General features: G+C 73.2%; 15 protein-coding genes. All 15 read left to right on the top strand.

Features of this window, described 5'->3' with window-relative positions; genetic code table 11:
* The first annotated feature begins 17 nt into the window (after positions 1-17).
* Complete coding sequence (locus L1785_RS00085; RefSeq protein WP_236087073.1) at positions 18-569, top strand: NuoB/complex I 20 kDa subunit family protein; 552 nt, start codon at positions 18-20, stop codon at positions 567-569.
* Positions 566-1,303 carry an NADH-quinone oxidoreductase subunit C gene (locus L1785_RS00080; protein WP_236087072.1) on the top strand — a complete coding sequence of 246 codons (738 nt, stop codon included), beginning with the start codon at positions 566-568 and terminating at the stop codon, positions 1,301-1,303. The genes L1785_RS00085 and L1785_RS00080 overlap by 4 nt, the downstream gene beginning before the upstream one ends.
* A complete protein-coding gene (locus tag L1785_RS00075; protein WP_372461762.1) occupies positions 1,300-2,652 on the top strand; it encodes an NADH-quinone oxidoreductase subunit D in 1,353 nt (450 codons plus the stop codon). The genes L1785_RS00080 and L1785_RS00075 overlap by 4 nt, the downstream gene beginning before the upstream one ends.
* A complete protein-coding gene (gene nuoE / locus L1785_RS00070) occupies positions 2,649-3,560 on the top strand; it encodes an NADH-quinone oxidoreductase subunit NuoE (RefSeq protein WP_372461761.1) in 912 nt (303 codons plus the stop codon). The genes L1785_RS00075 and nuoE overlap by 4 nt, the downstream gene beginning before the upstream one ends.
* On the top strand, positions 3,557-4,903 hold the full coding sequence (gene nuoF / locus L1785_RS00065) for an NADH-quinone oxidoreductase subunit NuoF (protein WP_236087071.1): 1,347 nt from the start codon (positions 3,557-3,559) through the stop codon (positions 4,901-4,903). Before nuoE ends, nuoF begins: the two co-directional genes overlap by 4 nt.
* Positions 4,900-7,545, top strand: a complete 2,646-nt coding sequence (locus tag L1785_RS00060; RefSeq protein ID WP_236087070.1) for an NADH-quinone oxidoreductase subunit G — start codon at positions 4,900-4,902, stop codon at positions 7,543-7,545. The genes nuoF and L1785_RS00060 overlap by 4 nt, the downstream gene beginning before the upstream one ends.
* The gene (gene nuoH, locus L1785_RS00055) at positions 7,542-8,921 is read left to right on the top strand and encodes an NADH-quinone oxidoreductase subunit NuoH (RefSeq protein WP_236087069.1); all 1,380 of its coding nucleotides are present in this window, start codon (positions 7,542-7,544) and stop codon (positions 8,919-8,921) included. The genes L1785_RS00060 and nuoH overlap by 4 nt, the downstream gene beginning before the upstream one ends.
* Positions 8,815-9,648: an NADH-quinone oxidoreductase subunit NuoI gene (nuoI, locus tag L1785_RS00050; protein ID WP_268914642.1), complete on the top strand. Its 834-nt coding sequence runs from the start codon at positions 8,815-8,817 to the stop codon at positions 9,646-9,648. The genes nuoH and nuoI overlap by 107 nt, the downstream gene beginning before the upstream one ends.
* Positions 9,645-10,406, top strand: a complete 762-nt coding sequence (locus L1785_RS00045) for an NADH-quinone oxidoreductase subunit J (protein WP_236087067.1) — start codon at positions 9,645-9,647, stop codon at positions 10,404-10,406. Before nuoI ends, L1785_RS00045 begins: the two co-directional genes overlap by 4 nt.
* A 1-nt stretch (position 10,407) precedes the next feature.
* The gene (gene nuoK / locus L1785_RS00040) at positions 10,408-10,707 is read left to right on the top strand and encodes an NADH-quinone oxidoreductase subunit NuoK (RefSeq protein WP_236087066.1); all 300 of its coding nucleotides are present in this window, start codon (positions 10,408-10,410) and stop codon (positions 10,705-10,707) included.
* A 5-nt stretch (positions 10,708-10,712) separates the two neighbouring features.
* Complete coding sequence (gene nuoL / locus L1785_RS00035; RefSeq protein ID WP_236087065.1) at positions 10,713-12,638, top strand: NADH-quinone oxidoreductase subunit L; 1,926 nt, start codon at positions 10,713-10,715, stop codon at positions 12,636-12,638.
* A gap of 11 nt (positions 12,639-12,649) precedes the next feature.
* Positions 12,650-14,176, top strand: a complete 1,527-nt coding sequence (locus tag L1785_RS00030; protein WP_236087064.1) for an NADH-quinone oxidoreductase subunit M — start codon at positions 12,650-12,652, stop codon at positions 14,174-14,176.
* The gene (gene nuoN / locus L1785_RS00025) at positions 14,173-15,975 is read left to right on the top strand and encodes an NADH-quinone oxidoreductase subunit NuoN (RefSeq protein ID WP_236087063.1); all 1,803 of its coding nucleotides are present in this window, start codon (positions 14,173-14,175) and stop codon (positions 15,973-15,975) included. The genes L1785_RS00030 and nuoN overlap by 4 nt, the downstream gene beginning before the upstream one ends.
* On the top strand, positions 15,972-17,051 hold the full coding sequence (locus L1785_RS00020) for a polyprenyl synthetase family protein (protein ID WP_372461760.1): 1,080 nt from the start codon (positions 15,972-15,974) through the stop codon (positions 17,049-17,051). The genes nuoN and L1785_RS00020 overlap by 4 nt, the downstream gene beginning before the upstream one ends.
* Before the next feature lie 130 nt (positions 17,052-17,181).
* Positions 17,182-22,557 (top strand): Ig-like domain-containing protein (locus L1785_RS00015; RefSeq protein WP_236087062.1); only part of this gene is annotated, 5,376 nt, incomplete at its 3' end.

The raw sequence follows: 22,557 nt of genomic DNA, 5'->3' as shown, positions 1-22,557 counted from the left end.
GGGCGGAAGGAGGAGGCATGGGGCTCGAGGAGGCGCCGTCAGGTTTCCTGCTGACGACGATCGAGGACCTTGCGGGGTATCTGCGCAAGGCGTCGTTGTGGCCGGTGACGTTCGGCCTGGCGTGCTGCGCCATCGAGATGATGGCGGCGGGCGCGTCGCGGTTCGACCTGTCGCGGTTCGGCATGGAGGTGTTCCGGGCCTCGCCGCGCCAGGCGGACCTCATGATCGTGGCGGGGCGCGTCAGCCAGAAGATGGCGCCCGTGGTGCGCCAGGTCTACGACCAGATGAGCGAGCCCAAGTGGGTGCTCTCCATGGGGGTCTGCGCCAGCAGCGGCGGCATGTTCAACAACTACGCGATCGTGCAGGGCGTGGACCACATCGTCCCGGTCGACATCTACCTGCCCGGCTGCCCGCCGCGCCCGGAGATGCTGATCAACGCGATCCTGGCGCTGCACGACCAGATCCAGCAGGCGCCGCTCGGCGCCAACCGCCGTGAGGCGGCCACCGCCGCCGAGGCCGCCGCCCTGGAGGCGACCCCCACCTTCGAGATGAAGGGTCTGCTGCGATGAGCGAGGTCTCGAAGGGCCCCGCCGCCCCCGCCTCGGCGACGCAGCTCGAGGTGACCGAGGTGCGCCGCGGCATGTTCGGCGCGGGCGACTCCGGCGACACGTCCGGCTACGGCGGCCTCGTCCGCCCCGTGGTGATGCCCGGCCCGTCGGCCCGCCCGTACGGGAGCTGGTTCGACGACGTCGTGGACATCCTCGGGGAGGTGCTCGCCGACGGCGGGCTCGCGTTCGACGACGCGGTCGAGAAGGTCGTGGTGGACCTGCACGGCGCCGCCACCGCCGACGCGCCGCAGGCGGAGCTGACCCTGTACGTGCGGCGCGAGCACCTGGTGCCGGTGTGCCAGGCGCTGCGCGACGACCAGGACCTGCGCTTCGAGCTGTCCCTCGGGGTCTCCGGCGTGCACTTCCCGTACGAGACGGGCCGCGAGCTGCACGCCGTCTACCACCTGGTCTCGGTGACGCACGGCCGCCGGCTGCGCCTGGAGACCGTGGCGCCCGACGAGGACCCGCACCTGCCGTCCACGGTGAGCGTGTACCCGACGAACGACTGGCACGAGCGCGAGACGTACGACTTCTTCGGGATCGTCTTCGACGGTCACCCCGCTCTGACGCGCATCGAGATGCCCGACGACTGGGTGGGGCACCCGCAGCGCAAGGACTACCCCCTCGGCGGCATCCCCGTCGAGTACAAGGGGGCCACCATTCCCCCGCCGGACACGAGGAGGTCGTACTCGTGAGCGCCACTGCTTCCGTGCCGCACGCCACCCTGCCCGCCGACGACGGCCTCGCCGCCACCGTCCGCGCCTTCGAGGCCTACGGCGACGGCGACTGGGACGACATCGCCCGCGAGGCCGTGGGCGAGGAGCGGATCGTCGTCAACATGGGCCCGCAGCACCCGTCCACCCACGGGGTGCTGCGCCTGATGCTGGAGATCGACGGCGAGACCGTCACCGAGGCCCGCGCCGGCATCGGCTACCTGCACACGGGCATCGAGAAGAACATGGAGTTCCGGACGTGGACGCAGGGCACCACGTTCTGCACCCGCATGGACTACGTGGCGCCCTTCTTCCAGGAGGCCGGGTTCTGCCTGGCGACCGAGCGCCTGCTCGGCATCACGGACGACGTGCCGGAGCGCGCGTCCGTGATCCGCGTCCTGATGATGGAGCTCAACCGGATCACCTCCCACCTCGTGTGCCTCGGCACCGGCGGCAACGAGATGGGCGCCACCACGGTGATGACCGTCGGGTTCACCGCCCGCGAGGAGATCCTGCGGCTCTTCGAGGCCGTCACCGGCCTGCGCATGAACCACGCGTACATCCGCCCGGGCGGCGTGGCGGTGGACGTCCCCGAGGGCTTCACCGCCCAGGCGCGCGACGCGCTCGAGAACGTGCGGCACTACCTGGGCCAGCTGGGCGACCTCATGCTCGCCAACCCGATCTTCAAGGCGCGGCTGACCGACGTCGGCGCGCTGAACCTCGCGGGCTGCATGGCCCTCGGGATCACGGGCCCGGTGCTGCGCTCGACCGGCCTGCCGTACGACGTGCGCAAGGCCGCGCCCTACTGCGGCTACGAGACGTACGAGTTCGACGTGCCGACCGGCACGGGTGCCGACTGCTACACCCGCGCCGTGCTCCGCCTCGAGGAGTGCTACCAGTCGCTGCGGATCGTGGAGCAGGCGCTCGCCCGCCTCGACGCGACGGCCGGGGCGCCGGTCATGGTGGCCGACCGGAAGATCGCCTGGCCGGCTCAGCTGGCCGTCGGCGCCGACGGCCAGGGCAACTCCCTGGAGCACATCAAGAAGATCATGGGCACCTCCATGGAGGCCCTGATCCACCACTTCAAGCTGGTCACGGAGGGCTTCCGCGTCCCCGCCGGCCAGGCGTGGCAGACCGTGGAGCACCCGCGCGGCGAGCTCGGCGTGCACGTCGTGTCCGACGGCGGCACGCGCCCCTACCGCGCGCACTTCCGCGACCCCTCGTTCAACAACCTCCAGGCCGTGTCGGTGATGTGCGAGGGCGGCCAGGTGGCCGACGTCGTCGTCGCCGTCGCGTCCCTGGACCCCGTCCTCGGAGGTGTGGACCGATGACCGCCGAACCCATGGGCGCCCCGGTGCCGACGATGCCCATCCCGGCCCCGCCGACCCGGACCAGGTACGACGCCGCGACGCTCGCGTCCCTGACGGCCGACGCCGCTGCGATCGTGGCGCGTTACCCCGACCCGCGCTCCGGCCTCCTGCCGATGCTGCACCTCGTGCAGTCCGTCGACGGGTACGTCAGCCGCGACGGCATCCTGTTCTGCGCCGAGCAGCTCGGGATCACGGCCGCCGAGGTCTCTGCCGTCGCGACCTTCTACACCCAGTACAAGCGCCACCCCAACGGCACCTACACGGTCGGGGTGTGCACGAACACGCTGTGCGCCGTCATGGGCGGCGACGCGATCTTCGACGAGCTGTCGGAGCACCTCGGCGTCGGCCACGACGAGACGACGGAGGACGGCGCGATCACGCTCGAGCACATCGAGTGCAACGCGGCCTGCGACTACGCGCCCGTCGTGATGGTCAACTGGGAGTTCTTCGACAACCAGACGCCGGAGTCGGCCACGGCGCTCGCGGACCGGCTGCGCGCCGGCGAGGCGGTCGCGCCGACGCGCGGCGCGGCGTCGGTGTGCACGTTCAAGCAGATGAGCCGGGTCCTGGCCGGGTTCTCCGACGGCCGGGCCGACGAGGGGACGGGCGCGGGCGACCCGACGCTGATCGGGCTGCGGATCGCGCGCGAGAACATGTGGACCGCTCCGTCTCCCGCCGAGAAGGAACCTGCCGAAGGAGCACCTGCGGGTGCGGCTTCCGGCGGTCCGGCAGGTGCCACCGCGCCGAAGCCCGGCGAGCCCGGGTCGAGCGCGGCCCGTACGCCCACCACGCCGTCCGACGCGTTGCCCGGGGGCAAGCCGGGCACGCCCGGCGCGGCCCCGGGCGCCTCGAAGGGAGCCGAGAAGTGACGCTCACCCCGGTCCTCACCGACACCTGGGACGCCGAGCGGTCCTGGACGCTCGAGGCCTACGAGTCCCGCGGCGGCTACGACGGCCTGCGCGCCGCCCTGGGCATGGACCCCGGCGCGGTCGTCCAGGCCGTGAAGGACTCCGGCCTGCGCGGCCGCGGCGGCGCAGGCTTCCCCACGGGCATGAAGTGGGGCTTCCTGCCGCCGCCCGACGGCGGTCCCCGCTACCTCGTCGTCAACGCGGACGAGTCCGAGCCGGGCACCTGCAAGGACATCCCGCTCATGCTCGCGAGCCCGCAGCACCTGATCGAGGGCATCGTGATCACGAGCTACGCGATCGGCTGCCACCACGCGTTCATCTACGTGCGCGGCGAGGTGCTGCACGTGTACCGGCGCCTGATCAAGGCCGTCGAGGAAGCGTATGCGGCGGGCTACCTGGGCAAGGACGTCCAGGGCTCCGGGTTCGACCTCGAGGTCACCGTGCACGCCGGCGCCGGGGCGTACATCTGCGGCGAGGAGACGGCGCTGCTCGACTCGCTCGAGGGCTTGCGCGGGCAGCCGCGTCTCAAGCCGCCGTTCCCCGCCGTCGCAGGCCTGTACGCGCGGCCCACGGTGGTCAACAACGTCGAGTCGATCGCGTCGGTGCCGGGCATCCTTGCGCGCGGGGCGGACTGGTTCGCGTCCATGGGCACCGAGCGTTCGCAGGGCCACGGCCTGTTCTCGCTGTCCGGGCACGTCAAGCGGCCCGGGCAGTACGAGGCGCCGCTGGGCATCACGCTCCGTACCCTCCTCGACCTGGCGGGCGGCGTCCGCAGGGGCCACGAGCTGAAGTTCTGGACGCCCGGTGGCTCCTCGACGCCGCTGTTCACGGCGGACCATCTCGACACCCCCCTCGACTACGAGTCCGTGGGCGCGGCGGGGTCGATGCTCGGCACGCGCGCGCTGCAGATCTTCGACGAGACGGTGTGCGTGGTCCGGGCGGTCAGCCGGTGGACCGACTTCTACGCGCACGAGTCGTGCGGCAAGTGCACCCCGTGCCGGGAGGGCACGTACTGGCTCAAGCAGGTGCTGCACCGCATCGAGGCGGGGCAGGGCCAGGACGGAGACCTGGAGCTCCTCCTCGACCTGTGCGACAACATCCTGGGCCGGGCGTTCTGTGCGCTCGGCGACGGAGCCACCTCGCCGATCACGTCCTCCGTGAAGCTGTTCCGCGAGGAGTACCAGGCGCACATCGACTCCCGCGGGTGCCCGTTCGACCCGGTGGCGTCGGCGCTGTTCCCCTACACCCCGAAGACGCGCCCGGCGGCCGCCCTGGCCGGAGCCGGCGCGGGAGGTCACCGATGACCGTCACCACCCCCAAGACCGGGTCCGGACCGGTCGAGAAGCCCGTCGACCTGGTGACCTTCACCGTCGACGGCATCGAGATGTCGGTCCCCAAGGGCACCCTCGTGATCCGGGCCGCCGAGCAGGCCGGCATCCAGATCCCGCGGTTCTGCGACCACCCACTGCTGGCGCCCGCGGGCGCGTGCCGGCAGTGCCTCGTCGAGGTGGCCACCCCGGACCGGGAGGGCAACGTCCGGCCGATGCCGAAGCCGCAGGCCTCGTGCACGCTGGAGGCCACGCCCGGCATGGTCGTGAAGACGCAGCTGACCTCGCCCGTCGCCGACAAGGCGCAGCAGGGGGTGATGGAGCTGCTGCTCATGAACCACCCGCTCGACTGCCCGGTGTGCGACAAGGGCGGCGAGTGCCCCCTGCAGAACCAGGCGATGACGAACGGGCGCGCGGACACGCGGTTCATCGACGTCAAGCGCACGTTCCCCAAGCCCATCGCCCTGTCCACGCAGATCCTGCTCGACCGCGAGCGCTGCGTCCTGTGCCAGCGCTGCACGCGGTTCAGCGAGGAGATCGCGGGCGACGCGTTCATCGCGTTGCAGGATCGCGGGGCCGGGCAGCAGATCGGCCGCTTCGACCAGTCTGTTCTCGGCTTCGCCGAGCCGGCGGACGAGCCGGCGACGCCGGGGCCCGTGGACCGCCCGGTCGGTGAGGCCTACCCCGACACGTCGGGGCAGCCCTTCGCCTCGTACTTCTCCGGCAACACGGTTCAGATCTGCCCGGTCGGCGCCCTGACGGGGGCCGGCTACCGGTTCCGGTCGCGGCCGTTCGACCTGGTGAGCACGCCGGCGGTCGGGGAGCACGACGCGTGCGGGTCCGCCATCCGGATCGACCACCGCCGCGGCGTCGTGCTGCGCCGCCTGTCCGGCGACGACCCGCTGGTCAACGAGGAGTGGATCACCGACAAGGACCGGTTCGCGTTCACGTGGCAGACCGCGCCGGACCGCGTCACGACCCCGCTGGTGCGGGACGTGGCCGAGGACGGCACGAAGGGCGAGCTCCGGCCCGCCTCCTGGGCGGAGGCCCTCGGGGTGGCGGCGGCAGGCCTGGCCGCAGCGACGGCCGACGGCGGCGTCGGCGTGCTTCCGGGCGGCCGGCTCACCGTCGAGGACGCGTTCGCGTGGTCGCGGTTCGCGCGGGCGGTGCTCGGCACGAACGACGTCGACCAGCGTGTGCGCGTGCACTCCCTGGAGGAGGAGGCGTTCCTCGGGCACGCTGTCGCCGGTAGCGGAGTGGGCGTCACGTTCTCCGACCTGGAGAGCGCGCCCGCCGTGCTGCTCGTCGGCCTGGAGGCCGAGGAGGAGGCCGGTGTCACGTTCCTGCGGCTGCGCAAGGGCGTCGCGAAGGGCCGCGTCAGGGTGTTCGCCGTCGCGCCGTACGCCTCGCGTGGGCTCGAGCGCCTGTCCGGGACGCTGCTCCCGGCCGCGCCCGGCACGGAGGCCGAGTGGCTCGACGGCCTGCGCACCCGCCTCACCGGCGGGCTGCTCCCCGCGGACGCCGCCCCGGCGGTGCTCGACGAGGGCATCGACGCACTCGCGCAGGCCGGCTCGGTGATCCTCGTCGGCGAGCGCCTGGCGACCTCGCCCGGTGCCTACGCCGCGGCGCTCGCCCTCGCGCAGGCCACCGGCGCACGGCTCGCGTGGATCCCGCGCCGCGCCGGTGAGCGCGGCGGCGTCGAGGCCGGGCTGCTGCCCGGACTGCTCCCGGGTGGCCGCCCGGTCGTGGACCCCGCGGCCCGCGCCGAGGTCGCCGCCGCCTGGGGCTCCGTCCCCGAGGCCCCCGGCCGGGACACGGGCGAGATCCTCGACGCCCTCTCGGTGGGTCAGCTCGGCGCCGCGCTGGTCGGCGGGGTCGAGCTCGCCGACCTGCCCGACCCCGCGCACGCCCGCCGCGCCCTGTCGGGTGCCGGCTTCGTCGTGAGCCTCGAGGTCCGGCTGTCCGAGGCCGCTCAGCTCGCCGACGTCGTGCTGCCGGTCGCGCCCCCGCAGGAGCGGGCCGGCTCGTACTGGAACTGGGAGGGCCGCGTGCGGGCCTTCGGCCAGGCGATCGAGTCGACCGCGCTCCCGGACCACCGTGTGCTGCACGCCCTCGCCGCGGAGCTCGGGGCCGACCTCTCCGCCGCCACCCCGCAGCAGGCGCACCTCGCGATCGCGGCGCTCGGCCGCTGGGCCGGCAACCGTGTGCCCGCCCCCGACGGTGCTCCCGCGGGACCGCCCGTCGTCGGGCCGGGACTGGCCGTGCTGGCGGGCTGGCGCCTGCTGCTGGACGACGCCCGCGGCCAGGACGGCGAGCGGTTCCTCGCCGGGACGGCGAAGCGGGCCCTGGCACGGATGTCCGCCGCCACGGCGGCGTCCTTCGACGCGTACGACGGCGACGCCGTGACCGTCTCGACCGACCGCGGCTCGGTGACGGTGCCCGTCGCCGTGACCGACATGGTGGACGGCGTCGTGTGGCTCCCGCTGAAGTCGGCGGGCTGCCGGGTCCACGACACCCTGGGCGCGGCACCCGGCGACCTGGTGCGGGTCGTGCCCGCGGTGCCGGGCGGGCCTGCTGGCCAGGACGGCGAGGCCGCCGCCGGAAGGAGCGACGCATGATCCCCGGGATCGCTGCGGACTTCTCGCAGGACACGATCTGGACGACGGTGGTCAAGGCCGTCCTCATCGTCGTGTTCCTCCTGACCAGCGTGCTGTTCGCGATCTGGTTCGAGCGCAAGGTCGTGGCGCGCATGCAGGTGCGCCCCGGCCCCAACTGGCACGGTCCCTTCGGCCTGCTCCAGTCGCTCGCCGACGCGATGAAGCTGCTGCTCAAGGAGGACCTGACCGTCACCGCGGCGGACAAGTTCACCTACCTGCTGGCGCCGATGATCTCGGTGTTCTGCTCGCTGCTCGTGTTCGCGGTGGTGCCGTTCGGGCCCGAGGTGACGATCCCGTTCACCGACTACTCGACCCCGGCGCAGCTCACCGACTTCCCGGTCGCGGTGCTGTACGTCCTGGCGTGCGCGTCGCTCGGCGTGTACGGGATCGTGCTCGGCGGCTGGTCGTCCGGCTCGACGTACCCGCTGCTCGGCGCGGTGCGGTCCACCGCCCAGGTGATCTCGTACGAGCTCGCCATGGGCCTGTCGCTCGTCAGCGTGTTCCTCATGGCGGGCTCGATGTCGACGTCGCAGATCGTGGACTCGCAGACGCGGCTGTGGTGGTTCATCCCGCTGCTGCCGGCGTTCGTCGTCTACGTGATCTCGATGGTCGGCGAGACGAACCGCCTCCCGTTCGACCTGCCCGAGGCCGAGGGCGAGCTCGTCTCCGGCTACATGACCGAGTACTCCTCGATGAAGTTCGCCTGGTTCTTCCTCGCCGAGTACATCAACATGCTCAACGTCTCCGCGGTGGCCGTCACGCTCTTCCTCGGCGGGTGGCGCGCACCCTGGCCGCTGTCCGCCGTCGGCGCCGGGATGCTCAACGAGGGCTGGTGGGCGGTCCTCTGGTTCCTCGTGAAGCTCTGGGCCGTCATGTTCGTGTTCGTGTGGGTCCGCGGCACGCTGCTGCGCCTGCGCTACGACCAGTTCATGGTGTTCGGCTGGAAGGTCCTCATCCCGGTGGCTCTCTCGTTCGCCGTCGTGGTCGCCCTCATCCAGTGGGCGAACCGCGTCGTCGAGCTGCCGTTCACGGCGACCCTGTGGGTGATCGGCGGCGTCTTCGCGGTGCTGCTCGCTCTGGTGTGGTTCTGGCCGGAGAAGCCGAGGCCCATCGGCCGGAAGGGCGGCGAGGAGGCCGTGCTGGACGCCTTCGCGGACGGCTACCCCGTCCCGCCGCTGCCCGGCCAGACCCTGCCGCCGTCGCCGCGCGGCCGCCGTACGCCGATCGAGCATGACGCCGCCGGAGCCGTTGCGGACGCCGCCGGAGCCGGACCAGGCTCCGCGGCGACCGAGACCGGCGGCGTCCTCCAGAAGAAGGGACGGGTCACCGGTGAGTGACGAGTACAAGCCCCTGCGCCCGCAGGCGGGGCCGATCAAGGAGCTGTTCGCGCCCGTCGCGGGCTTCGGGGTGACGCTGTCGTCGATGTTCCGGCCGACCGTCACGGAGCAGTACCCGCGCCAGAAGGTGCCGCCGCAGAAGCGGTACCACGGCCGCCACCAGCTCAACCGCTACGCGGACGGGCTCGAGAAGTGCATCGGCTGCGAGCTGTGTGCCTGGGCGTGCCCGGCGGACGCGATCTACGTCGAGGGCGCGGACAACTCGGCCCTGCCGGAGAACGCGGACCGCGTCGTGACGGCGGACGACTCCGGCGGTGCGCACATGAGCCCCGGCGAGCGGTACGGCGCCGTCTACCAGATCAACTACCTGCGGTGCATCTTCTGCGGGCTGTGCATCGAGGCCTGCCCCACGCGCGCTCTGACCATGACCAACGAGTACGAGCTGGCCGGGCCTACGCGGGCCGGGCTGATCTACGAGAAGCAGGACCTGCTCGCGCCGCTGGGGGAGGGCATGCTCGCCGCGCCGCACCCCATGGTCGAGGGCACCACCGACACGGACTACTACCGCGGAGACGTCACGGGCCCCACGCCCGTGCAGGTCTCCTGGGTGGCGGAGCACCGGCCGGACGACCCGACCCTGCCGGCCGCGGAGAAGGTCGCGACGACCGGGCGGCCGCGGTCGGCGGGCCGCGGCACCGCGACGAGGCCGGCGGGGGTGAGGGCATGACCGCGACCGGTGGCGAGGCCGCCCTGTTCTGGGTGCTGGCACCGCTCATGGTGCTCGCCGCGCTGGGCCTGCTGTTCGTGCGGCGGGCGGTGCACGCGGCGATGTGCCTCGTGTTCGTCATGGTCAGCCTGGCGATCATGTACATCGCGCAGGAGGCGGCGTTCCTCGGCGTCGTCCAGGTCGTTGTCTACACGGGCGCCGTGATGATGCTGTTCCTCTTCGTGCTCATGCTCGTCGGCGTGGACGCGTCGGACTCGCTGACCGAGACCATCAAGGGTCAGCGCGGGATCGGCCTGCTGCTCGGCCTGGGCCTCGGGATCGTGCTGGCGGGCGTCGTCGCGCAGGCGGCGTTCCCGCCCGCGGCGGGCCTCGGGCTCGCGAACGAGGTCACCAACCCGGTGGGGCTGGCGCGCATCCTGTTCGGCGACTACGTCCTGGCCATGGAGGCCGTCGGCGTCCTGCTCGTCACGGCCGCGATGGGGGCGCTCGTGCTGACGCACCGGCGCCGTCTGGAGCCGCGGCGCACGCAGCGGACCATGGCCGAGTCTCGGGTCCGCGCCCTCCCGCGGGGCGTGTCGCTCACGCCGCAGCCCACGCCCGGCGTCTACGCCCTGAACAACGCGATGGACACGCCCGCGCTCGACCCGGCGGGCGAGCCCGTCGAGGCGTCGGTGCCGCGCGTCCTGCGCATCCGCGGGCAGCAGCGCTCGGTGGGCGCCCTGCTCGAGTCGGAGCGCGCAACGGTCGAGGGGGAGTGACATGGAGGTCACCAACTACGCCGTCCTGGCGTCCGTCCTGTTCGCGATCGGCGCCACGACGGTGCTGCTGCGCCGCAACGCGATCGTCGTCTTCATGGGCGTGGAGCTGATGCTCAACGCCACCAACCTGGCCTTCGTGACGTTCGCCCGCCTCCACGGCGACCTCACGGGGCAGGTGCTCGCGTTCTTCGTCATGGTCGTGGCCGCCGCCGAGGTCGTCGTCGGGCTCGCGATCATCGTGACGATCTTCCGTACCCGCCGCTCGGCCTCGGTCGACGACGTCAATCTCCTCAAGGGCTGAGGCACATGGACAACGTGATAGGGCTGGCGCCCTGGCTCGTGGGGTTCCCCCTGCTCGGCGCGGCGATCCTGCTCCTCGGCGGCAAGGCCGCCGACCGGTGGGGGCACTGGCTCGGCGTCGCGGCCTCGGCGGCCTCAGGAGTGGTCGGCTTCATCCTCCTGGCCGCCATGCTCGGGCTGCCCGACGACGGACGCGTCCTGGACCACCACCTGTGGACGTGGCTGTCCGCCGGCGGCCTGGACGTTGACCTCGGGATCCGCCTGGACCCGCTGTCGGTGACGTTCGTGATGCTCGTGACGTTCGTCGGCACGCTCATCCACGTGTACTCGGTGGCGTACATGGCGCACGACCCGCACCGCCGCCGGTTCTTCGCCTACCTCAACCTGTTCGTCGCGGCGATGCTCACGCTGGTGCTGGCGAACTCCTACCTGCTGCTGTTCGTCGGCTGGGAGGGCGTGGGCCTGGCGTCCTACCTGCTCATCGGGTTCTGGGACCACGAGCGGACCAACGCGGTGGCGGCGAAGAAGGCGTTCGTCATGAACCGCGTGGGCGACATGGGACTCATCGCGGCGATGGCGCTGATGTTCGCGACGGTCGGCTCGGTGAGCTTCGCGGACGTGCTGCCCGCGGCGGCCGGCGAGGCCGGGCCGGCGGGCCGGCTCGAACCGTCCACGGGCACGTGGACGGCGATCGCCCTCCTCCTGCTCCTGGCGGCCTGCGGCAAGTCGGCCCAGTTCCCGCTGCAGGCGTGGCTCGGCGACGCCATGGCGGGCCCCACCCCGGTCAGCGCCCTCATCCACGCGGCCACGATGGTCACCGCGGGCGTGTACCTCATGGTGCGCAGCGCGACGATCCTCGAGGCCGCGCCGACGGCGCAGCTCGTCGTGGTGCTCGTCGGTGGGATCACGCTCCTGTTCGGGGCGATCGTCGGCTGCGCGAAGGACGACATCAAGAAGGCGCTGGCCGCCTCCACGATGTCGCAGATCGGCTACATGATGCTCGCGGCGGGCCTCGGCCCGGTCGGCTACGCGTTCGCGATCTTCCACCTGCTGACGCACGGCTTCTTCAAGGCGGGCCTGTTCCTCGGTGCGGGCTCGGTGATGCACGGGATGGACGACAACGTCGACATGCGCGGCTACGGCGGCCTCTCGCGCTTCCTGCCCGTCACGGCCGTGACGATGGGCCTGGGCTGGCTCGCGATCCTCGGCGTCCCGCCGTTCTCGGGCTTCTGGTCGAAGGACCGGATCATCGAGGCGGCGTTCGTGGGCGAGGGCTGGCAGCCGTGGGTCTTCGGCACCGTCACGCTGGTGGGCGCCGGCATCACGGCCTTCTACATGTCCCGCCTGTTCTTCATGACCTTCGCGGGCACGCGCCGGTGGGACGACGACCACCACCCGCACGAGTCGCCCTTCCTCATGACGGCGCCGATGATCGTGCTCGCCGTCGGCTCCGTCGCCCTCGGCGGGCTGCTCGCGATCGGCGGCACCTTCACGACGTGGCTCGAGCCCGTCACCGGGCACGTGGAGCACCACGAGCCCGTGCTGCCGGTCTGGGTCATCACGACCCTCACGCTCGTCCTCGTCCTGGGCGGCGCCGCGCTGGCGTTCCTGCAGTACGCGGCGCGCCGTGTGCCCGCGCGGGCGCCGCACGGCTCCGCGCTCACCCGCGCCGCCCGCCGCGACCTCTACCAGGACCCGGCGAACGAGGCGCTCGTGATGCTCCCCGGCCAGGTCCTGACCCGCACCGCGGTCTACGCCGACAAGGCGGTGGTCGACGGCGGCTGGCTGGGCCTCGCGGGCTCCGTCACCCGCGCGGGTGACCAGATCCGCAAGGCGCAGAACGGGTACGCCCGGTCCTACGCGGCCATGACCCTGGCCGGCGTGCTCGTCATCGCGGGTGTCGCCGGCATCGCCGCGGCGGTGACCCAGTGAACGGAGGAGAGATGTTCCCCTGGCTGACCGCCCTCATCGCGTGGCCGCTCGTCGCGGCGGCCGCCGTGGCGGCGAGCGGGCGATCCCGCTCCGGCATCCCCGGGCCGCGGGCGACCGCCCTGACGGGCGCGCTCGTCGAGGTCGCGCTCCTCGTGGGCGCGTTCGCCCAGTTCGAGACCGGCGCCGCCGCCGAGCACCAGCTCGCCGAGACGTACTCGTGGATCCCGCAGATCGGGGCGTCGTACGCCGTCGGCGTGGACGGCGTCGGCCTGCTGCTCGTGGCGCTGTCGGTGGTGCTGGTGCCGCTCGTGATCGCGGCGGCGTGGCGCGAGCAGGGCGGCGACATGACGCGCCTGCGCCGTTACCTCGTCCTCGTGCTGATCCTCGAGGCGTTCATGGTGGCCGTGTTCTCCGCCCGGGACGTGTTCCTCTTCTACGTCCTGTTCGAGGCCATGCTGATCCCGGCGTACTTCATGATCGGCGCGTTCGGCCACGGGCCGCAGCGCCGGTACGCCGCGGTGAAGTTCCTGATCTTCTCCCTCGCGGGCGGCCTGATCATGCTCGCGGCGGTGCTCGCGCTCTACTTCCAGGCACCGGCGGACCCGACGACGGGCCTGCGTGCCGGCGACGCGTTCCTCACCGACAACCTGACCGGCCTGGCGATCGACCCGGTGACGGAGCGGCTGATCTTCTGCGGCTTCTTCCTCGCGTTCGCGATCAAGGCGCCGCTCTTCCCCGTGCACACCTGGCTGCCCGACGTCGCGGAGAACGCGCCCGTCGGCACCTCCACGCTGCTGATCTGCGTGCTCGACAAGGTCGGCACCTTCGGCATGCTCACGCTGTGCCTGCCGCTGTTCCCGGAGGCGTCCCGCTGGGCAGCCCCCGTGATCGTGGCGCTCGCGGTGGTCAGCGTGCTGTACGGCGCGATCATGGCGATCGGGCAGGACGACCTGCTGCGCCTGATCGGATACACGTCGGTGTCGCACTTCGGGTTCATCATCCTGGGCATCTTCACGTTCAGCCCGCTCGGGACCGCCGGGTCGAGCTTCATGATGCTCAACCACGGCCTCGCGACCGGGGCGCTGTTCCTGGTGGCCGGCTTCCTCATCGCGCGGCACCCCGCGCGCTCGCAGCTCATCAGCGAGTACTCGGGGCTGCGCACGGTCACGCCCGTGCTCGCCGGGATGTTCCTCGTCGCGGGCCTCGCGACGCTGTCCCTGCCGGGCCTGGCGACGTTCGCCAGCGAGATCATGGTGCTCGTCGGCTCCTTCGAGGGCTCCCCCGCCGCGGCGCTCGTCGCGATCCTGGGCGTGGTCCTCGCCGCGGTGTACGTGCTCCTCACGTACCAGCGGATCTTCACCGGGAAGCCTGCTGAGGGGCTCGGCGCACTGCCCGACGTCGGTGGCCGCGAGCGCGCCGTGGCCGGCGTCCTGGTCGCGGCCCTGCTCGTGCTGGGCCTCGTACCGCAGCTCGCCCTCACCTACGTGGACTCGCCCGCCGACCGGACGGTCGCGGCGGTCGAAGGGAGCAACCAGTGACCGGGTTCGTCGTGCCGCTGATCGACTGGGCGGCGCTCGCGCCGCTCCTCGTGGTGCTCGGGGCCGGCGTGGCCGGCGTCCTCGTCGAGGCCTTCGTGCCTGACGCCGTCCGGCGCGCCGTCCAGGTCGTGCTCACGCTCGTGGCGCTCGCCGGGGCGCTGGCGCTCGTGGTCCTGCGCTGGCCCGTCGTCGTCGGCACGCCCGAGACCGCGGGCGTGTCCGACGTGCTGGTGGGCGGCACGGTCATGGTGACGCCCTTCGCGCTCGCGCTGCAGGGCACGATCGCGGCGCTGGCGTTCCTGGGCGTCCTCGTCGTGGCCGACCGCACGTCGACCGGGCAGGACGCGTTCGCGCCCACTGCCGCCGCCGTGCCCGGCACCTCCTACGAGGACCTGGCCCGGCGGGCCGGGCTGCAGCAGACGGAGATCTACCCGCTCCTGCTGTTCGCGACGGGCGGCATGATGCTGTTCGTCGGGACGGACGACCTGCTCATGCTGTTCGTGGCCCTCGAGGTGCTGTCCCTGCCGCTGTACGTCCTCTGCGCGACGGCGCGGCGGCGCCGGCTCCTGTCGCAGGAGGCCGCCGCGAAGTACTTCCTGCTCGGCGCGTTCGCGTCCGCCCTGTTCATCTTCGGCGTGGCCCTGATCTACGGGTTCGCTGGGACCGTGCGCCTCGACGTGCTGCGGCAGAACATCGCGTCGGGAGCCGCCCCGCTCGAGGGCATGACGGTGCTGCTCGTGGGCGGCGTGCTGCTCGTCCTCGTGGGCCTCCTGTTCAAGCTGGGCGCCGTGCCGTTCCACGCGTGGACGCCCGACGTCTACACCGGTGCGCCCACGCCGGTCACCGGCTTCATGGCGGCGTGCACCAAGGTCGCGGCCGCGGGGGCGATGGTGAAGGTGCTGTACACCGTGGTGGTGAGCGTCCCGGCGGACGTTGCGAACGACCTGCGCGTCGTGGTGGTGACGGTGGCCGTGGCGACCATGGTGGTCGGCACCGTCGCGGGTGCCGTGCAGACCGACGTGAAGCGGCTGCTCGCCTACTCGTCGATCGCGCACGCGGGCTTCCTGCTCGTCGCCGTCGCCGGGTACACCGGGTTCTCGGTGCGGGCCGTGGTCTTCTACCTGGTCGCCTACGGCGTCGCGACGATCGGCGCCTTCGGTGTCGTGACGCTGGTGCGGGAGACCCGGCTGACGGGGTCCGCCGACGGGTCCGCCGAGCCGGCCGGGGCGGACGGCGAGGTTGCCGACGACGGCGTCGTGCTGGGTGAGGCGACCCACCTGTCGCAGTGGGCCGGTCTCGGACGAAAGGCCCCGTGGCTCACCGCCGCCTTCGCCCTGTTCCTCCTGTCGATGGCAGGCATCCCGCTCACCGCCGGGTTCGTCGCGAAGTTCACGGCGTTCTCCGCGGCCGTCTCCGGCGACCTCACGTGGCTCGCCGTGGTCGGCGTGCTCGCGTCCGTCGTCGCCGTCTTCTTCTACGTCCGCGTGATCGTGCTCATGGTCTTCACACCGGCGCCCGACGCCGAGGTGACCCGCCGCCTGTCGGGTGAAGGTGCGCCCGGGGCCGCCCCGGCGTCGGGCACCGCTGTGGAGGTCGCCGGCGAGGGGGCCGAAACTACTGGTGGCGGCGTTGCGACGGCGACCCGGACGGAAGCAGCCCGCACCGTCGTCACCGTCGTGGGGTCCCGTGGGCCGGCGGCTGTCGCCGTCGCGATCTGCGCTGCGGCGACGATCCTGCTGGGCCTCCTTCCTGGTCCGGTTCTCGAACTTGCGGGTCAGGCTATTAAGTTCGTGCCGTGACCTCTGCGCACCTGCCGACCGAGCCTTCGACGACGCCGCCGGTCGCGTCCGTCCCCGACCCGGCCGCGACCGCCTCTGCCCTCGGGATCCCCGTCCCGGACCCGGAGCTGGCCGCCCGGCTGGTGCGCAGGCTGGAGGCGGTCGACGAGGCGCTGTCGGACGCCGTGGCCAGCGCGGACGCACTCGCGGACGACGCGTCGCGGCACCTCGTCTCGGCCGGCGGCAAGCGGTTCCGGCCGCTGCTGACCCTGCTCACGGGCGAGCTCGGCGACGGCTCGCGGCCCGAGCTCGTGGACGCCGCCGTCGTGGTGGAGCTGACGCAGGTCGCGTCGCTCTACCACGACGACGTCATGGACTCCGCGCCGCTGCGCCGCGGCGCTCCGTCCGTGCACTCGGTGTGGGGCAACTCGGTCGCGATCCTCGTGGGCGACATGCTGTTCGCGCGGGCGTCGTCCCGCGTGGCCCGGCTCGGGCCCGAAGCAGTCGTGCTGCAGTCCGGCACGTTCGAGCGCATGTGCCTCGGCCAGCTCCACGAGACGCTCGGCCCGCGGGAGGGCGAGGACGCGGTGGAGCACTACCTGCAGGTGCTCTCCGACAAGACGGCGTCGCTGCTGGCCACGTCGGCGCGGTTCGGCGCGATGTTCGGCGGGTGCCCGGAGCCCGTGGTCGAGGCCGTGACGCAGTACGGCGAGAAGCTCGGCGTGGCGTTCCAGCTCGCCGACGACGTGCTCGACGTCGCCTCGCCGTCCGAGTCCTCCGGCAAGACGCCGGGAACGGACCTGCGCGAGCACGTGCCCACCATGCCCGTGCTGTTGCTCCGGGCTCGCGTCGCGTCGCCCGAGGCGACCGACGCGGACCGGGAGCTGCTGGCACAGCTGGACGGGGACCTGTCGTCCGATGACGCGCTGACCGCGGCCCTGGCCGCGCTGCGCGCCCACCCGGTGCTGGACGAGACGCGCGCGCTCGCGACGCGGTGGGCGGCCCAGTCCGCCGCCGAGCTCGACCCCGTGCCCGACGGGCCGGTGAAGGAGGCCCTGGCGGCGTTCGCCACGGCCCTGGCGGACCGGACGGTCTGACGGGTCCGGGTTCGTCGCGGGCAGACGGCCGCGGGTGACGGACAGTTCCCCCGTGTCGCTGACGGTTCGTGTCGGGCCTGGTGAGTAGGGTTCACGCGCGGGCCGTCGACCACCGGGGGAGTGGCCGCGCGTGTCGGGGGGACTGGTCGACGTGCCGGGATGGCTGCGGGATGAGTGGCGCTCCATGGTGTCCGGGTGCGTGGTCGTCCTCTTCGCGGGCGCGCTCGCCGTCCTGGCCGTCACGTACGAGGGCGAGCCCACGGCCGACGTCGACCTGAACGACTCGGGCGTGTGGGTCACCAAGACCTCCGCAGGCCTGCTCGGGCGCTTCAACTACGAGGCACAGGCGCTCGACGGCACGCTCCTCGCGGGCTCGGCGGACTTCGACGTGCAACAGACGGCCCAGCGCGTCCTGCTCGCTGACGGCGGTGGCTGGACCGCGAGCCCCGTGAACCCGGCGCACCTGGCACTCGACGGCACCCTGCGCCTCCCCGTCGGCGCGCAGGTCGCCTCGGGCGCCGCGACCACGGCGGTGCTCGACCCGGCCACGGGCCGTCTCTGGGTCCTGCCCTTCGACGGCGCGACGTCGTTCGACCCGGCGGAGTCGGAGCCGACGGCGGAGCTCGCCCCTGGCGGGGCCCTCGCCGTCACCCAGGGCGGCACGGTGCTGGTCGGCGTGCCCGCCGACGGGACCCTGTACACGGTGCCCACGACGTCGCAGGGCGTTCCGGGCGCGGTCGAGACGCTGGACCTGCCCGTGTCGGAGCGGGCCGAGATCGAGGTCAGCGCGGTGGGCGAGGTGCCCGTGGTGCTGGACCGGACCGCGTCGGTGCTGGTGCTGCCGGGCGGCCGGACCGTCGAGGTGCCGGACGGCGCGGACGCGCGGCTGCAGCAGCCTTCCGCCGAGTACGGGTCCGTCGTCGTCGCCACGCCCGACGGCCTGGTGACGCAGCCGCTGGGCGGCGGGACCGCCGTCGTGCGCCGCGCCGAGGGCTCGCCGGCCGCGCCCGTCCAGCTCGGTGACTGCACGTACGGCGCATGGTCCAGCACGGGCCAGGTGCTGCGTGACTGCCCGGGCACCGACCGGGACGTCGACACGCGGCTCGACGGGGTCGACCCGAGCACGGTGCTCGCCTACCGGGTGAACCGGAAGGTCATCGTGCTGAACGACCTGTCGGCCGGGACCCTGTGGCTCGCCGCGGACGAGTACGAGAAGGTCGACGACTGGGACCTGAAGCTGCCCGAGGACGCCGAGGGCGAACGACAGGATTCGGAGACCACGACGCCGGAGCAGGTGGACCAGCTCGTCGTGGACCGGCAGCAGCCCAACCGGCCGCCGCAGCCCTCCGACGACGCGCTCGGCGTGCGTCCCGGGCGCACCACGGTGCTCGATGTCCTGTCGAACGACGTCGACCCGGACGGCGACGTCATGACGGCCGCGGTGTCGCAGGCGCCGGACGGGCCGGTCACGGTCGACCGCGTGCTCGGCGGGAAGGCCCTGCAGGCCGCGGTCCCGCCCGAGGCCGCCGGCCTGCTGTCCTTCACCTACACCGTCTCGGACGGCCGCGGCGGCGAGGCGCCCGCCCAGGTCGACCTGCGCGTGGTGCCGTTGACGGAGAACGACGCGCCCGCACAGGTCGGCGAGCCCGTGCTGCGCGTGGCCCAGGGCGGCGTGGCCACGACGCGGGTGCTCCCGTCGTTCCGCGACCCTGACGGGGACGACCTCGTCCTGTCCTCGGCAACCTCCTCGGTCGCGGGGGACGAGGTGCGGTCCCGGCCGGACGGCACGGTCGAGTTCCGGGACGGCGGCACCACGACCGGTCGCAAGGTCGTGAGCCTGACGGTGACCGACGCCCTGGGGCTGACCGTCGAGGGCCGCCTGCTCGTCGACGTCGTGGCCGCCCAGGAGCCGCCGGTCGCGGTGGGCGATCACGTCGTGGTCCTCGCCGGCCAGCCGGTCACGGTGAGCCCGCTGCAGAACGACACGGACCCGAACGGCGACCCGCTGCGGCTCGTGAACGTGGCCGAGCAGTCTCCCGCCGAGATCACGCCCAACTACGCGGCGGGCACGTTCCGCTTCATGAGCCCGCAGCCCGGCAGCTACGACCTCACCTACCAGGTCAGTGACGGCCCGGACGCGACGACGGGCCTGGTGCGGATCGACGTCGTGGTCCCGCCTGAGGTGGACGGCCCGCCGGTCGCCGTGCCCGACCTGGTGCTGCTCCCGGCCGGCGGTTCGGCGCTGGTGGACGTGCTCGCCAACGACACCGATCTCGCGGGCGGCGTGCTCGTGGTGCAGGGCGTACGAGCGCCGGCTGGCGCGCCGGTGACGGTCGCGGTCCTCGCCCACCACGTGCTGAGGGTGACCGAGGTGCGGCGGCTCGACGGCCCGGTCACGGTGGAGTACACGGTGTCGAACGGGCGGGCGACCGCCGTCGGGCAGGTGCGGGTGGTGCCCGTCCCGGCGCCCGACCGACTGCGCCCGCCGGACGCGGCGCCCGACGAGGCCACGGTCCGGGCCGGGGACGTCGTGACGGTCCCCGTCCTGCGCAACGACACGCATCCCGACGGGCTCGAGCTGGCCGTCGCGGGGGAGCTCGTGGAGCAGCCGGAGGCGGGGGAGGCCTTCGTCTCGGAGGAGACCGTCCGGTTCCGCGCGCCGTCCGTCGCGGGCACCTACCACGCCGTCTACGAGGTGCGGGACCCGAACGGCCAGAAGGACTCGGCTCAGCTCACGATCACTGTCGTCGACGGCGAGGAGAACGGCGCCCCGCAACCACCGGACGTCGAGGCGCGCGTCCTGAGCGGCTCGAGCGTGCGCATCGCGCTGCCGCTCGACGGCGTCGACCCGGACGGCGACCACGTCACGCTGTCCGCCGTCGGCTCGGCGCCGGTCCAGGGCACCGCCGAGGTGGTCGACGGCTACCTCGACTACCACGCGGCGCCCGGCTCGCTGGGCGCGGACACGTTCACGTACCGGGTGGTGGACACGCGCGGCGCGGTAGCGGAGGGTGTCGTGCGCGTCGGCATCGCGCCCCCGCCGCAGGAGAACCAGCCGCCGCTCGCCGCGGCGGACGAGACGGTCGTGCGCCCGGACCGCACGGTGGCCGTCGACGTCCTGGCCAACGACTCCGATCCGGACGGCGACGAGATCGCGCTGGTCGGCTCCGCGTTCCAGGGCGCGGAGGAGCTCGGCCCGGAGGCCGTCGACTCCCTCGTCGTGGTCACCACGCCGCGCGAGGACGGGACGTACGCGTTCTACTACGGGATCCAGGACGCGCTCGCCGCACAGGCGACCGGTGCCGTGACCGTCACGGTGGCCGCCGACGCGCCGCTGCGCCCGCCGGTGGCGCGCGACGACGTGGTCGCGGCCGGGGACGTCACCCGGAGCGCGGTCACGGTGGACGTGCTGCGCAACGACTCCGACCCGGACGGCCTGGCCTCGGACCTCGAGGTGAGCGTCGACGGCGACACCGCGGTCGTGGGCAAGGACGGCCAGGTGACGGTCACGCTGGGCGCCGAGCCGCAGCTGATCACCTACGCCGTCACGGACATGGACGGGCTGGTGGCGCGCGCCTTCCTGCGTGTGCCGCCGGACGGCACGGCGCCGCACCTGCGCGCGGGCCTCGACCCGCTCGAGGTCGTCAGCGGCGAGCCGCTCGCGATCGACATCACCGAGCTCGTCGTGGTCGCCGAGGGGCGCGCGCCGCGCCTGACCGAGGAGTCGCGCGTCACCGCCCTGCACGGCACGCGGGAGGTCACGGGGCCCACCACGATGGTCTACACCTCGGCCGCCGGCTACGTGGGCCAGGCCGCGGTCACCTTCGAGGTCACCGACGCCTCCGGCCCGGACGACCCGAAGGCGCAGGTGGCGCTGCTGACGGCGCAGGTGTCGGTGGTCGCCCGGGAGAACCTGCCGCCGGTGCTCGAGGGCACGCCCGTGCTGCGCGTCGCGGCCGGCGAGGAGGCAGCCCTCGAGCTGGGCGCCTACGCGACCGACCCCGACGGCGACCCGCTCACGGCCGAGGTCACTGGCGGCGCCGACGGTCTCAGCGCCGCGACGGAAGGCACGCTCCTCATGGTCCGCGCCGAGCCGGGCCTGTCCAAGGGCTCGCGCCTCACCCTCCCAGTCGCGGTGTCCGACGCCGGGCACCCGCCCGTGCCCGGCACCGTCGTCGTCGAGGTGGTCGCCTCGACGCGGCCGCTCGCCCGGGCGAACGACGACGTCGTGCCCGACGCCCACCAGGGCGAGGGCACGCGGGTACCCGTGCTCGCCAACGACGCCAACCCGTTCCCCGAGGACCCGCTCACCGTCGTGAGCGCGAGCGTCGAGACCGGGGACGGGACCGTGGCGGCGTCGCCGGACGGCGTCACCCTGACGCCGTCGGACACCTTCCACGGCGTGATGGTGGTGCGGTACCGCGTGCAGGACGCGACGAGGGACCCGGACCGGGAGGTCGAGGGCCGCGTCCAGGTCACCGTCCTGGGGCGGCCGGAGGCGCCCGGCGTTCCGCGAGTGGAGGAGGTGCGCTCCGGGACCGTGGTGCTCTCGTGGGACCCGCCGGTGGACAACGGGGCGGAGATCACCGGCTACACGGTGCGCTCGGACCGCGGCGGGCCGACCTCCTGCCCGACGACGACCTGCACGGTCACCGGCCTGACCAACGACGTGTTCTACACCTTCACGGTCACCGCGACGAACGAGGTGGGGGAGTCGGGCGCCTCGCCGGCGTCGGCCGCCGCCCGTCCCGATGCGAAGCCGGACGCGCCGGCCCCGGCGACGCTCACGTTCGGCGACTCGAGCCTGACCGTGACGTGGGTGAACCGGGCCTACACGGACCGGTCGCCGATCGAGTGCGTGAACCTGGAGATCTCGCCCGCCCCGGCGGACGGGCGCATCCAGAAGACGTGCGTCCCCGGGAACCAGGTCGTGTGGCGGGGCCTGCGCAACGGCACCGCCTACACGGTGCGGGTGCAGGCCGAGAACGCGGCCCCGGACCCCTCGGACTGGTCCGACCCGTCCGCGGCCGAGACGCCGGCGGCACCTCCGGCGCAGCCCGCCGCCCCGACAGCCACGCGCGCGCCGGACGCGGCCGCCGACGGTGGCGTGGTCGTCGTGAGCTGGACCGCGCCCGCCAACAACGGCGACCCGGTGTCCGCCTACCAGGTGGACGTCTACCGAGGGGGCAGCCGAACGGAGTCGCGCACCGGGATCACGGGGACGTCCGCCCGGTTCGCCGGCCTGGACCCGACGGCGAGCTACACGTTCACCGTGACGGCGGCGAACAAGGCGGGCAGCTCCCCTGCCAGCCCGGAGTCCGCCGCGGTGGTCCCCTATGGCAGGCCCGACGCGCCCAGCTCTCCGTCGGCGGGCCTCATCAGCGGGGACACGAACGGCAAGGCCCGCGTGACGTGGGGTGGGGGCGCGGGCGTGCGCCGCCCCCCCCCCCCGGTCCAGGTGGCGGGGGACAACCCGGGGCCCCAGAAACCCCGGGTCGCCCCAGGG

It is taken from the genome of Antribacter soli (genome assembly GCF_021568775.1).
GTDB classification, from domain to species: domain Bacteria; phylum Actinomycetota; class Actinomycetes; order Actinomycetales; family Cellulomonadaceae; genus Antribacter; species Antribacter soli.
The sequence above is the reverse complement of the archived record's forward strand: the minus strand, read 5'-3'. Positions and strand labels throughout refer to the sequence as shown.

Excerpts from the sequence above, each read along its gene's own strand:
- L1785_RS00085 (WP_236087073.1), top strand. The coding sequence starts at position 18 with ATGGGGCTCGAGGAGGCGCCGTCAGGTTTCCTGCTGACGACGATCGAG.
- L1785_RS00080 (WP_236087072.1), top strand. The coding sequence starts at position 566 with ATGAGCGAGGTCTCGAAGGGCCCCGCCGCCCCCGCCTCGGCGACGCAG.
- nuoE (WP_372461761.1), top strand. The coding sequence starts at position 2,649 with ATGACCGCCGAACCCATGGGCGCCCCGGTGCCGACGATGCCCATCCCG.
- L1785_RS00060 (WP_236087070.1), top strand. The coding sequence starts at position 4,900 with ATGACCGTCACCACCCCCAAGACCGGGTCCGGACCGGTCGAGAAGCCC.
- nuoH (WP_236087069.1), top strand. The coding sequence starts at position 7,542 with ATGATCCCCGGGATCGCTGCGGACTTCTCGCAGGACACGATCTGGACG.
- nuoI (WP_268914642.1), top strand. The coding sequence starts at position 8,815 with ATGACGCCGCCGGAGCCGTTGCGGACGCCGCCGGAGCCGGACCAGGCT.
- L1785_RS00045 (WP_236087067.1), top strand. The coding sequence starts at position 9,645 with ATGACCGCGACCGGTGGCGAGGCCGCCCTGTTCTGGGTGCTGGCACCG.
- nuoK (WP_236087066.1), top strand. The coding sequence starts at position 10,408 with ATGGAGGTCACCAACTACGCCGTCCTGGCGTCCGTCCTGTTCGCGATC.
- nuoL (WP_236087065.1), top strand. The coding sequence starts at position 10,713 with ATGGACAACGTGATAGGGCTGGCGCCCTGGCTCGTGGGGTTCCCCCTG.
- L1785_RS00030 (WP_236087064.1), top strand. The coding sequence starts at position 12,650 with ATGTTCCCCTGGCTGACCGCCCTCATCGCGTGGCCGCTCGTCGCGGCG.